The sequence below is a fragment of the Sphaerisporangium sp. NPDC049457 genome, assembly GCF_055586705.1.
Window position 1 is genome coordinate 55,265 of sequence record NZ_JBVJHR010000031.1, and the last position, 11,145, is coordinate 66,409.

Annotated in this window: 14 protein-coding genes and 1 CRISPR repeat array; of the genes, 6 read left to right on the forward strand and 8 right to left on the reverse strand. The window is 70.2% G+C overall.

Going from position 1 to position 11,145, the window contains the following annotated elements; all coding sequences use genetic code 11:
• Positions 1–2 precede the first annotated feature (2 nt).
• The 4 genes from ACZ6QO_RS35910 to ACZ6QO_RS35925 all read left to right on the forward strand — a co-directional run bounded on the left by ACZ6QO_RS35910 (position 3) and on the right by ACZ6QO_RS35925 (position 3,433).
• Positions 3–380, forward strand: coding sequence for a hypothetical protein (locus ACZ6QO_RS35910; protein WP_465857661.1), 378 nt, complete (start codon positions 3–5; stop codon positions 378–380).
• Complete coding sequence (locus tag ACZ6QO_RS35915) at positions 362–1,756, forward strand: ThiF family adenylyltransferase (protein WP_465857663.1); 1,395 nt, start codon at positions 362–364, stop codon at positions 1,754–1,756. Before ACZ6QO_RS35910 ends, ACZ6QO_RS35915 begins: the two co-directional genes overlap by 19 nt.
• 143 nt (positions 1,757–1,899) lie before the next feature.
• Positions 1,900–3,015, forward strand: a complete 1,116-nt coding sequence (locus ACZ6QO_RS35920; RefSeq protein WP_465857664.1) for a DUF4238 domain-containing protein — start codon at positions 1,900–1,902, stop codon at positions 3,013–3,015.
• Positions 3,016–3,259: 244 nt separating this feature from the next.
• On the forward strand, positions 3,260–3,433 hold the full coding sequence (locus tag ACZ6QO_RS35925) for a hypothetical protein (protein WP_465857666.1): 174 nt from the start codon (positions 3,260–3,262) through the stop codon (positions 3,431–3,433).
• A gap of 98 nt (positions 3,434–3,531) precedes the next feature.
• On the opposite strand, the gene ACZ6QO_RS35930 is transcribed toward ACZ6QO_RS35925, so the two are convergent.
• The 4 genes from ACZ6QO_RS35930 to ACZ6QO_RS35945 form a co-directional block, all read right to left on the reverse strand.
• Entirely contained in the window at positions 3,532–4,065 is a 534-nt protein-coding gene (locus ACZ6QO_RS35930) for a recombinase family protein (protein WP_465857667.1), read from the reverse strand.
• 119 nt (positions 4,066–4,184) lie between these two features.
• A complete protein-coding gene (locus tag ACZ6QO_RS35935; protein WP_182909364.1) occupies positions 4,185–4,487 on the reverse strand; it encodes an Rv3488 family transcriptional regulator in 303 nt (100 codons plus the stop codon).
• Positions 4,488–4,718: 231 nt separating this feature from the next.
• Positions 4,719–5,159 (reverse strand): hemerythrin domain-containing protein, encoded by a 441-nt coding sequence (locus tag ACZ6QO_RS35940; RefSeq protein WP_465857668.1) that lies wholly within the window; start codon positions 5,157–5,159, stop codon positions 4,719–4,721.
• 13 nt (positions 5,160–5,172) lie between these two features.
• Positions 5,173–5,304 (reverse strand): hypothetical protein, encoded by a 132-nt coding sequence (locus ACZ6QO_RS35945; protein WP_465857669.1) that lies wholly within the window; start codon positions 5,302–5,304, stop codon positions 5,173–5,175.
• 237 nt (positions 5,305–5,541) lie between these two features.
• Between ACZ6QO_RS35945 and ACZ6QO_RS35950 the strand changes: the two genes are divergently transcribed.
• Complete coding sequence (locus ACZ6QO_RS35950; RefSeq protein WP_465857671.1) at positions 5,542–6,813, forward strand: APC family permease; 1,272 nt, start codon at positions 5,542–5,544, stop codon at positions 6,811–6,813.
• A gap of 91 nt (positions 6,814–6,904) precedes the next feature.
• Positions 6,905–7,420 carry a DoxX family protein gene (locus ACZ6QO_RS35955; RefSeq protein ID WP_465857673.1) on the forward strand — a complete coding sequence of 172 codons (516 nt, stop codon included), beginning with the start codon at positions 6,905–6,907 and terminating at the stop codon, positions 7,418–7,420.
• A gap of 128 nt (positions 7,421–7,548) precedes the next feature.
• On the opposite strand, the gene ACZ6QO_RS35960 is transcribed toward ACZ6QO_RS35955, so the two are convergent.
• The 4 genes from ACZ6QO_RS35960 to ACZ6QO_RS35975 all read right to left on the reverse strand — a co-directional run bounded on the left by ACZ6QO_RS35960 (position 7,549) and on the right by ACZ6QO_RS35975 (position 9,502).
• Positions 7,549–8,037 (reverse strand): HIT family protein, encoded by a 489-nt coding sequence (locus ACZ6QO_RS35960; protein ID WP_465857675.1) that lies wholly within the window; start codon positions 8,035–8,037, stop codon positions 7,549–7,551.
• A 16-nt stretch (positions 8,038–8,053) separates the two neighbouring features.
• Positions 8,054–8,434, reverse strand: a complete 381-nt coding sequence (locus ACZ6QO_RS35965; protein ID WP_465857677.1) for a VOC family protein — start codon at positions 8,432–8,434, stop codon at positions 8,054–8,056.
• Positions 8,431–9,213 (reverse strand): arsenate reductase/protein-tyrosine-phosphatase family protein, encoded by a 783-nt coding sequence (locus tag ACZ6QO_RS35970; RefSeq protein WP_465857678.1) that lies wholly within the window; start codon positions 9,211–9,213, stop codon positions 8,431–8,433. Before ACZ6QO_RS35970 ends, ACZ6QO_RS35965 begins: the two co-directional genes overlap by 4 nt.
• Before the next feature lie 109 nt (positions 9,214–9,322).
• The gene (locus ACZ6QO_RS35975) at positions 9,323–9,502 is read right to left on the reverse strand and encodes a hypothetical protein (protein WP_465857680.1); all 180 of its coding nucleotides are present in this window, start codon (positions 9,500–9,502) and stop codon (positions 9,323–9,325) included.
• 197 nt (positions 9,503–9,699) lie between these two features.
• A CRISPR array of direct repeats spans positions 9,700–11,011; the repeat unit is 29 nt; unit sequence GGGACCATCCCCGCGTGCGCGGGGAGCAC.
• Positions 11,012–11,145 lie beyond the last annotated feature (134 nt).

Consider the following 11,145-nt stretch of genomic DNA (forward strand, 5'->3'; position numbering starts at 1 on the left):
CGATGAATCCCGAGGTCATCGAGGCCATTGACGCCGTTCGGGCGCACTTCACCGGCAAGCCGGTCGAGGTGGTCCCGGACGGCGTCGGGGGTGCCCACGTCATCGTCGAGGAGATCGAGGTCGGTCCTCTCTACATGCCCGACATCACCTGGCTGGGCTTCCAGATCGGCTCCGCCTACCCGCGCGCCGACGTCTACCCGCACTACGTCGGGCGGCTGACCCGCTCCGACGGTGCGGACCTCGGCGACGCGATCACCGTGTGCAATTTCCAGGGGCGTCCGGCCCTCCAGCTGTCTCGCAGGTCGAACAGTTGGAACCCGGACGTCGACAACGCCGCCAACAAGGCAGAACGGATCATCAAGTGGCTTCGCGACCGATGAACCCGCCCGCGAGCGGGTGGACCGTCACCATGACCCACCGCCAGTGGGTCACCCTGTCCGAGCATCTCTTCTCCGACGGCTGCGGGCACGGCGCGGTCCTCCTGGCGGGAACCGCGCCCGGCCCCCGCGGACAGCGTCTCCTCGTCCGAGAGCTGCTCCTGGCCGGGGACGGCAAGCACTACATGGCCGGCCCCCGGGGAGGCCACACCCTCACCGCGACGTTCGTCCGCGACGCCGCCGACCGCGCTCAGCGGGAAGGGCTCGTGTACCTCTCGGTCCACAACCATCGCCCCGGGAACCGGGTCGGCTTCTCCGAGGTCGACCTGAACTCCCACGAACGCGGCTATCCCGCTCTCGCCCAGCTCACCGGGCGGGCCGTCGGCGGGCTCGTCTTCACCCCGCACGCGGCCGCCGGAGACCTGTGGTTCCCCGACGGTACCCGGGCCGCCCTCGCGGAGGTCAACGTCTTGACCTCCAATCTGCTGAGGCTGCGGCCTCACCCTGCGGGACAGTCCGCCGGACACGAGAACAGCCGCTTCGACCGGCAGGCCCGGCTGTTCGGAGACGCCGGGCAGGAGACCCTGAATCGTCTGCGGGTCGCGGTCGTGGGCCTCGGCGGGGTCGGCAGCGTCGTCGTCGAGCTCCTGTCCCGCCTGGGCGTCGGCCACCTCGTCCTGATCGACAACGACCTCGTCGACGAGACGAACCTGCCCCGCCTGATCGCCGCCGAGTTCGCCGACATCGGAAAGCCCAAGACTGAACCGGCCATCCGCAACGCCCGCAGGGCCAACCCCGACATCCAGCTCACCGTCATCAACGAGCGCGTCGAACGCCCGTCCGCGAAGAACGAGCTCGCTCTCGTCGACTGGATCTTCCTGGCCGCCGACGGACCCGCTGCCCGCGACATCGCCACCGAGATCGGCAGCCGGTACCTCATCCCCGTCACCCAGATGGGTGTGAAGATCCCCGTGAACCCCGACACCGGAGACGTCGGCCAGATTCACGCCGTGACCCGACCCCTCCTGCCCGGACAGGGCTGCCTGTGGTGCACCGGCTTCATCAACTCGACCGACCTGGCCATCGACTTGCACCCTGAACACGAACGACAGGTAGCCCGCTACGTCGCCGAAGTCCCGGCGGCCAGCGTCATCGGCCTCAACACCCTCACCGCCGCCGAAGCCGTCAACCACTTCATGAACTCCGTGACCGGCCTTCACGACGAATCCATTGGCCCGCCGGCCTGGATCCTCCACCGCCCCCGTGCCGGAGAACGCGACCATATCCTCAGCAGGCCCCGGCCCGACTGCGGCTTCTGCCACCCCAGCGGGACGCTCGGGCGCGGACTACCCAACCCACCCCAGCGTGTCGCCGCCTAGCGTTCGTTGGTTGAGTGGTGCCTGTCGGCCCCCCGACGATGGGCACCCCCCTTCCCGCGAGCACCCATCGCCCGGCTCAACGTTCCGTCGTTTCAAAGCCCGCGAGGCTCGCGGGCCAGCACGCAGCTCACCCGGAGGGAGCAATGGCAAAGCGCATCGTTCGGCAGCACGTGGTCTCCCGGTTCTACCTGAAGGGCTTCGCGGACGAATCCGACCAGGTCCGCAGGGTCGCCCTTCCCGGGGACCGGGACCATCTCCTGTCGATTAACAATGCCACGGTCATTAAGGACTTCTACTCGATCGTCCTACCGGACGGCACCTTGTCCGATGCGTTCGAGCACGCCTTCAACGAGGTCGAGACGCCAGCGGCCGAAGCGCTGCGGCTGATCACTCAAGGGACATGGCCCATCACAGGCGATGACCGGTTCGCCCTCTCCACGTGGATCGCGCTGCAGCACCTGCGATCCGAAGACATCCGCACCCAGCAGAGCCACATGAACGCGCAGATGATCAAGCTCATCGTGGGCGTCTCTGGAAAGGACGCGCTGCGGGAAGTCATTGAGAAGGCCGAGGGTCGGCCGATCTCACAGGAAGAACTCGACGCAGAATGGCAGGATCTCACCAAGCCGGAGGGCCCGGACCTCGTTCCGAACGCCGAGGACCATCTAAGGCTCCTCACCTCGCTTCTGGACAGGACCAGCCGCTACTTCTACGACTGCCACTGGACCCAGATTCGTTTCTCCCGCAAGGCGCTCATCACCTCCGATCACCCCGTCTCGCTCCTGGTCGGGCCCGAATATCCCTCGTGGAGTGGCGTCGGGCTGGCAACCGCGGACCTCTTCATGATCCCCCTGAGCCGCCGCATCGGCCTGAACATCCAGCCCCGCAACCGGCTACCCGCGAACATAAGAGAGAGTGCCGACTTCCTCGAAGCCGGTACGACGAGAGCCGCCAAGGCGATGAACCAGGAGACAGCGGTGCGAGCGCGCACGTCTCTGTACCATCACCCCGAGGACACACCCCTCACCGGCCTTGTCCTGCCCGCCCCCGAGGTCCAGCGGCCCAAGGCGTCGAGCGGAGACCACCTCATCACCGAAAAGGGCCTCTTCCACGGCATGACCGACGAGCAGAAACGGCAGATGGGCCAGATGTCCCGCTTGAATCGCGACCAACAAGGTATGTCGATCCACGACCTCACCTGGCCCATTCCTGGACGGAAGACCCTCACCGAACCACCCAAGGCCTCTCCGTCTCACTAACGCCCGAGGAACCACTGACACCCTCCACCGACAGGGACGTGTGGGTAACTGGTCGTGTCTCTCCTCGGACACCATCGATTCGCCTATAGGGTCCTGGGCGCTCACAGAGCCGACCAGGACTTTTCTTTTGCGCGGGTGGTAGGTCAGCCGCAGGCCGAGCTTGGCGTACAGGCGGGCTTTCCTGACCGGTTCGGCCTGGCCGAGCAGCTGCACCATCCCGCCGAGCGCGTGCATCATCTCGGCCATGTCGTCCCGCGTGAGCCTACGACGGCGGGCCGGCGCCCGGCGCAACCTCGCCTCGGCCGCGACCTTCCTCGCCTGCTCCTCCCGAATCCACCGAGCGACCACGGCCGGGTCGGCGCTGGCCTCCAGGGCGGCGCGATGCTGGGCGAGCTTCCGATCGCACTCGGCCACCTGACGGCGAGCCGCGACGAGCGTCTCGCTCTCCGACACGTCGATCTTCTGCGCCTGTACGAGGAGGTCGAGCGTGGCGGCACCGGTAATAAGGTGCCTCATTCACCCAGTTCCCCTGCATCCGGCGCTCGCAGGCCCGCAGAACAGCAGCCCGCGCAAGACGTACGGGTTGTCCGTGCGCTTGATCCGCCGCCCCGCCTGCCGGCCACCGCGCCCGGCGAGCGTCTCCTTCGCCGCGGCGAAGTCCTCGGCGGTGATGATCGGCGGGTGGACCACCTCGTCCGACCAGACCCGCTCTTCGGCCGAGTTCCAGCGAAGTTTGGTGGTGTGGCAGAGCCCGACGTCGTCGACGTCGATGAGCACCTCGTCCTTACGCTGCCGGTTCCAGACCTGCCGCCTCGTGTAGCGGAAGTTGAGAATGATCGCCCGTACGGCGCTCTTGGACCACGCCACCCCGGACGGGTGCCGGAGGCGCGCCGGGTCGTGCGCGGCCGGACTCGGGATGCCGTCGGCGGTGAGCTCTTCGGCGATCGCGTAGAGGCCCCGCCCGCCGATGAACTCGTGAAAGATCCGCGCGACGACGGGCGCGGCAACCGGCAGGCCATCTCCTGGCGGCGGCAGAAGTCCCAATGGCATCGGCCGTGTCCCCAGGCGACGATCTGTGCTGCGGCGGTCTGGTGTTCGGCTTTGGTGAGCATGACTCGCTCGCCGCGGGCGGCGAGTTCAACCGCGATCTCGTCCACGATGCCGTGGGGCTACTGCTGGCCGGGCAGGACTTCGCGGGCGAGCTCGGCGAGGGCGGCGCGGTCTTCGGCCAGTGCTTGGCGGCCGGCGTCGGTGGCCCGGTAGACCCGGCGCACGCGTCCGGCGACGGTGCGCTGCTCGGACACCAGCAGTCCTTCGGCTTCCAGGCGGTGCAGGGTCGGGTACAGCGTGCCGGGGCTGATGGCGTAGCCGTGCCGCTTGAGCTCCTCGGTCATCCACGCGCCGTGGATCTCCTGCTCGGCGGCGTGGTGCAGGATGTGCAGCCGCACCGCACCGCGGAGGAATTCCCGCACTTGCCCCCCCGGGTTGCCGTGCCGTTCTGAGCGGCATCGGATGTGATGGAACCGATATCGGTATCCGATTTTACCGCCTGCCGGTACCGCGGGCAGCGGCCCCGATCTCCTCGATCACGGCAGTGCAACGGGGATGCCCTGCCGTGGTTGCCGGCGACCTGGTCGACGGTGCCTTCGAAGCCGCGCTGGCCGAAGCGGCGGTGCTCTTCGTCTTCGAAGCGTTCGGCCGGTTCAAGGAACTGCTTGAGGGCACGACCTCGCGGAAGGCAGGGAACACCACCGTGTCCTCGCGGGCTTCGTGTGGTTCGTACATGCGGATGAACGCGGACATGTCGGCGACCAGGGCGCGGCGGGCGTGGGCGTCGGAGGCGCCGGAGCGCCCGTGGCGGCCAGGATGCGGGCGGTCAGCGCCCGGCCTCTGCGGTGTTGCAGTTGGAGGACCGAGACGGTGTCGGTGAGCTTGCCGGCCTTGCGCAGCGGGGGGAAGACGTACTGCTCTTCCAGGTGCTCGTGGTGGTCCTCGATGAAACTGCGGATGATGCGGGCGGCGGAGTTCAGCGGCTGGGCGGGCGCGGGCTCACCACTCTGGACCCGGCGGATGCCCGCCCGGTAGACCAGCAGGATCTGCTTCAGCATGCCGTGCTCGCGCATGAGGTCTTCCGGCGGGGTCACCTCCGCCTCCTACTCAGGGGGGTGCCGCGGGCGGGCCGGACGTCGCCGCAAGCGCCGAGGCGCCGGGCAGGCCGCGGTAGGCGGTCAGGCTCACCGCGCTCGCCAGGGCCGCGGTGGACAGGCCCAGCAGGTCACGGCGGCGCACCGCCGGTGAGTTGCGATCTTGTCACGACATCTCACGTTTTCGCCCGGTCCTGACGTTGTCCACGCGCACGGCATGCGGTCGGGACACTCCCCGCATGGGCGGTCCGCACGCCGCCGACCGAGTGAATGCCTCGCCCGGCTACCGGGTGTTGCCGCCCCGTCAGGACCTGGCGGATCCCGACCCAACGAGGCAAAGTATCGTAGTCCGATATCGGATTTCGTTTTAGGAGGGGGCGTGATGGCAGGCATACCGACCCGTACTGAGTCCGGGCGGCTGGAGCGCCGGCTGGGGCTGGCCGACGCGGTGGTCATCGGGCTGGGGTCGATGATCGGCGCCGGTGTCTTCGCCGCCTTCGCTCCGGCGGCGCGGGCGGCCGGTTCGGGGCTGTTGCTCGGTCTGGCGGCGGCGGCAGTGGTCGCCTACTGCAACGCCACCTCTTCGGCCCGGCTGGCCGCGCGCTATCCCGCCTCGGGCGGCACCTACGTCTATGGGCGGGCGCGGCTGTGCGACTTCTGGGGCTACCTGGCCGGGTGGGGGTTCGTGGTCGGCAAGACCGCCTCGTGTGCGGCGATGGCGCTGACCGTCGGCGCGTACGTGTGGCCGGAGCAGGCGCACGCGGTGGCGGTGGCGGCCGTGGTGGCGCTGACCGTGGTCAATTACACAGGGATGCACAAGACGGTCTGGCTGACCAGGGGGATCGTGGCCGTGGTGGTGGCCGTGCTGGCGGCGGTGGTCGCCGCCTGCCTGACCTCGGGACAGGCGCAGGCCGCGCGGCTGGAGGTGACCTCCGGCGCCACCGGTGCCGGAGTGCTGCAGGCGGCGGGTTTGCTGTTTTTCGCCTTCGCCGGTTACGCGCGCATCGCCACTCTGGGTGAGGAGGTGCGCGACCCGGCCCGCATCATTCCCCGGGCGATTCCGCTCGCGCTCGGCTTCACCCTCGTGGTGTACGCGGCGGTAGCGGTCGCCGCGCTGGCCGTGCTGGGCGCCGCCGGTCTCGCCCAGGCCCCCGCCCCGCTGGCCGACGCCGTCCGCGCCGCCGGCCATCCGGGCCTGGCGCCGCTGGTACGCGGAGGCGCCGCGCTGGCCGCGCTCGGTTCGCTGCTGGCGCTGATCCTCGGGGTGTCCCGCACCACGCTGGCCATGGCCCGCGACCGGCACCTGCCGCACGCGCTGGCCGCCGTCCACCCCCGCTTCAGCGTGCCCCACCGGGCCGAACTGGTCATCGGCGCGGTCGTCGCGGTCCTGGCGGCGACCGCGGACCTGCGCGGCGCGATCGGGTTCTCCTCCTTCGGTGTGCTGGTCTACTACGCCATCGCCAACGCGAGCGCCTGGACCCTCACCCCGGCCGAGGGCCGCTCGCCGCGGGTGGTGCCCGCCCTCGGCCTGGCCGGGTGCCTGATCCTCGCCTTCGCCCTACCGGCCTCCTCGGTCATCGCCGGCGCCGCGGTGCTCGCCGCCGGCGCCGCCGCCTACGGGGCGCGGCGCGCGATCAGGGCCCGCCTCCCGTGACCCGCTGACCAGGAGGTCCACAGTGGGAACGAATGGCGATATCGGTATCCGATAGATCGCTTTCGTGGTCGCGCGGCGAGAGGGGGCGCCGATGAGTGACCGGCGCAGTGTGTGGGCCAGGCTGACGGCAACGACCGCGCCAGGTGCGACGGTGTGGATCCGCCTGTTCGTCGGAGCGATCTTCCTGTCCGAGGGGATCCAGAAGTTCCTGTTTCCCGACCGGCTGGGCATCGGCCGGTTCGACAAGGCGGGCATCCCGGCACCAGGGTTTCTCGCCACACTGGACGGCGTGGCCGAGATCGCCTGTGGCGTCGCCATACTGGCCGGATTCCTCACCCGCCTGGCCGCTGTGCCCATGGTGATCGACATGCTCGGCGCGTTGTTCATCACCAAGGTGCCGATCCTGTGGGGGGGCTCGCCGCTGTTCGCCAAACAAGCCGGGTGGTGGGACTTCGCCCATGAGGCGCGCGTCGATGTGGCCCAACTGTGCGGCACCGTCTTCCTGCTGATCGTCGGCGCCGGACGCTACTCGATCGATGCCCGCCTGCACGCTGCTGTCGAGGCAGGTGCGCGCGCGGATGCTCTGGTTCAAGGCAAGTCCTTGTGACCCTCTCGGGTTCCGATGCCGCCCCTGACGGTCACCGCCGCGCGGACAGACAGATGACGGCATCGGTAAACCGCAGCAAATGGATCACCGGAAGGACCCCGCACGCGCCCGTCGATACCTGTTGAATGTCAGCGACGGCCGGGACGATCTCCTGGAACTGCATTTGGCTCTGAGAAGGCGGGCGCGGACACCAGGAGCCGCTCGCGGACGGCGCGGACGGCGCGTTCCGCATCTTCGGCGAGGCTGTGCTGCGGCGCGTTGAGGAACTCGGTGCCCCGCAGCGGATGAGTGGCGGGCCGGGGATAGAGCCAGGCGTGGAAGTGCTGGACTCGGTCCCGGGTCGAGAGCACATGCACCCGCTCGGCACCGGTCACCGCACGCAGCGCACGGTCCAGCACGGCCACCAGCAGACCGAAGGAAGTCGCCTCCTCGGTGTCCATATCGGCGAAGTCGACGTAATGGCGACGCGAGGTGATCCGCACCCCGCCCGCCATCGTGGTCTCCGGGTCCCCCTGGCTGACCAGCCAGTGCTCATCGCGGAGTATCCATCCGCCGACCGGCTCAGGCCGCGTCGGGTCATCGAGGTTGCAGTAGGGGCAGTGCCGGGGTTCGGCCACCGCGGGCTCCTTCGCGTCAGGCGGGTTGGAACAGTTCGATCAGGTTGCCGGCGGGGTCGGCGAGCAGGATCTGCCGCCCGCCGGGGCCGGAGACCACGTCACTGCGGAACGACGACAGGCCCGCGGCGCGCAGCCGGGCGATCTCGCCGTCCAGGTCGTCGACGACCAGGTGGATGCGGTTGCGGCCCGCGTCGGCGGCGTCGGCGGGTGTGGCGCGGGCGCCGGAACTGGCGGGCCCGGACAGCAGCAGCCGTAGCGGCCCGCGTACCACGTCGGCGAACGCGGACCCGGCGCTGCTGTTGAGGGTGAAGCCGAGGTGGGCGGTGTAGAAGCCGACGGCCGCTTGGACGTCGTCGACGAGGTAGCGGACGCCGGCGTAGCGGTCAGGTGCCGTCATGAATGGGCCTCCGGGGTCTGGGCGAGGACGGGTAACAGGTGGCGGACGCGTGCGTCGATGTCCGCCGTGGCGTGGCCGAATACGGCGGCGCTGTCCTGCTCACCGCGGCCTGCGGTGGCCGGGTCGGGGATGCTCCAGTGAACCCGCTGCGCGTGCTCCCCTAACTCGGGGCAGACTTCGCGGGCCCTGTCACACAAGGTGATCACATAATTGAACCGACGGCCGCGCAACGTGTCCAGATAGCGGGGCTGCTGCCCGGCGATGTCGATGCCGTACCGCTCGCGCAGCACCTGCACAGCGTGAGGGTGCATGCGCGCTTTGGGCCGGCTACCGGCGCTGGTCACGGTCACACCGTCGGTGGTGTGGTGGCGCAACAGGGCTTCGGCGATCGGTGAGCGGGCGCTGTTGCCCGTGCACACGAACAGCACCGCCAGGCGCGGCCACCGCTGCCGGCCGTCCGGGGACGGCGATGGCGTGGCGGCGCGGCGCAGTGCCGGATGCAGAGCGGCCCCAGCATCGGCCAGGGTCTGCGCGCAGCGGTCCAGGTCCAGACGGTAATAGCTGTCGCGGCCGTCGAAACTGCTGCGTGTGACTGCGACCAGGCCACCCTCGCGCAGCAGCCGCAGATGGTAGGAGACCAGGTTCTGCGGCGCCTCGACCAACGCCATGAGCTCCCGCACCCGCAAGTCGCCGACGGCGAGCTCAGTCAACAACCGCCAGCGCAGCGGGTGTGCGGCCAGACGCACGAACCCCGGCACCGCCTCACTCGATAACGCCACGCCTCGGACGATACATCAAATGCATTTGATGGAATAGCCCCGCCTGGAGATCAAACGGCCATGAGCTACAGGTCAAACGGGCCGGCACCGGCACCCTCAGTGCCGTTCTTCATCGGCGACGGCTGGCGGGATCCCGGTCCTCTTGCCAGCGGGCCAGCGCCTCGGGCGAAACACGGGCATAGCGGGCCAGGGAGGCGACGGAGGTGTGGCCGGGGTAAACGAGCAGAGTAGAGGTGCTGGCGCCGTCTTCGGCCGCATGCGTCAGAGCCCAATGGCGCAGCTGGTGCAGCGTCCAGGGCCCGCCCGCAAGTACAGCGGTGGCGGTCTCGAAGCACTCGGCGGCCCGGCGTTAGGACGGGCGGGCCCGCCCGGAGGCAGGGGCGAGGTCGGCGGGCGGCAGCACGACGCGGGCGCGGCGACCGGTGAGGAAGACCGGCCCCATCCGGCGGCCGCCCGGCAACCGCTGAAGCAGCCGAGCGGCGACTGGGGACCATCCCCGCGTGCGCGGGGAGCACGCGTCGCCATCCTCAGTGATGAACGCGTTGAGGGGACCATCCCCGCGTGCGCGGGGAGCACGGAGCGCTGCGCGTTGTAGGCAGCGGAGTACCGGGACCATCCCCGCGTGCGCGGGGAGCACAGGGCGCGCGACCCGTTGGCGGAGGAGTCCAGGGGACCATCCCCGCGTGCGCGGGGAGCACCCGCTCGCGATGTACTCGCAAGCCACACACCTGGGACCATCCCCGCGTGCGCGGGGAGCACAGTTCGCCGCCGGCGAGGTTGATGCGGCCGAGGGGACCATCCCCGCGTGCGCGGGGAGCACGTGGCCCTGACCCCCGACCCAGACGTGCCGGAGGGACCATCCCCGCGTGCGCGGGGAGCACGTCATCAGGGTGGCCACCCGGATCGAGCCGGCGGGACCATCCCCGCGTGCGCGGGGAGCACTGGCCGTGCTCGGACCATCCGGGCAGGGCGTAGGGACCATCCCCGCGTGCGCGGGGAGCACTGGCCGTGCTCGGACCATCCGGGCAGGGCGTAGGGACCATCCCCGCGTGCGCGGGGAGCACTCCTCCGCGCAGGCGGAGTGGTACGGCGGCCAGGGGACCATCCCCGCGTGCGCGGGGAGCACTCCTCCGCGCAGGCGGAGTGGTACGGCGGCCAGGGGACCATCCCCGCGTGCGCGGGGAGCACAGCGGCACGGCCAGGGCGAGCAGGTGTAGTTCGGGACCATCCCCGCGTGCGCGGGGAGCACTTCGCGGTCACCGACAAGATCGCGAGGCCGACGGGACCATCCCCGCGTGCGCGGGGAGCACATGCGGTGCGCGGGGATGCGGACCCGCACCGTGGGACCATCCCCGCGTGCGCGGGGAGCACCCGGACAAAGACGATGAGACTCTGTCCCGGGAGGGACCATCCCCGCGTGCGCGGGGAGCACACAGCCGGATTCGTGAACGCCATCAGACGCCCGGGACCATCCCCGCGTGCGCGGGGAGCACCGGATCGTCGGCTCGGTGCGCCGGCCGCCGCGGGGACCATCCCCGCGTGCGCGGGGAGCACTGCTGCCCGTACGCCGCACAGCGGACACGAACGGGACCATCCCCGCGTGCGCGGGGAGCACGCCGCGTCGTTGGCCATGCTGTCGTTGGCGTGGGGACCATCCCCGCGTGCGCGGGGAGCACTTGTCCTCGGGCGGCTCGGGCTCGCGGTCGTCGGGACCATCCCCGCGTGCGCGGGGAGCACGGGACCGTTGCCGAGGATGACGCGGTGGCGGTGGGACCATCCCCGCGTGCGCGGGGAGCACCCCCGGTTCGCGCTCAGGCTCCCCCATCTCCAGGGACCATTGTCGACGGCGCGCGAATGTGGACCCCCTGGCGACAGCCGAAAATGGACCCCCTTCAGTAACTCTGGAGGGTGATCAAGGTGGAGGACTGGGCG

Excerpts from the sequence above, each read along its gene's own strand:
- ACZ6QO_RS35965 (WP_465857677.1), bottom strand. The coding sequence starts at position 8,434 with ATGACGGCACCTGACCGCTACGCCGGCGTCCGCTACCTCGTCGACGAC.
- ACZ6QO_RS35910 (WP_465857661.1), top strand. The coding sequence starts at position 3 with ATGAATCCCGAGGTCATCGAGGCCATTGACGCCGTTCGGGCGCACTTC.
- ACZ6QO_RS35930 (WP_465857667.1), bottom strand. The coding sequence starts at position 4,065 with ATGCCATTGGGACTTCTGCCGCCGCCAGGAGATGGCCTGCCGGTTGCC.
- ACZ6QO_RS35920 (WP_465857664.1), top strand. The coding sequence starts at position 1,900 with ATGGCAAAGCGCATCGTTCGGCAGCACGTGGTCTCCCGGTTCTACCTG.
- ACZ6QO_RS35955 (WP_465857673.1), top strand. The coding sequence starts at position 6,905 with ATGAGTGACCGGCGCAGTGTGTGGGCCAGGCTGACGGCAACGACCGCG.
- ACZ6QO_RS35925 (WP_465857666.1), top strand. The coding sequence starts at position 3,260 with ATGTCGTCCCGCGTGAGCCTACGACGGCGGGCCGGCGCCCGGCGCAAC.
- ACZ6QO_RS35950 (WP_465857671.1), top strand. The coding sequence starts at position 5,542 with ATGGCAGGCATACCGACCCGTACTGAGTCCGGGCGGCTGGAGCGCCGG.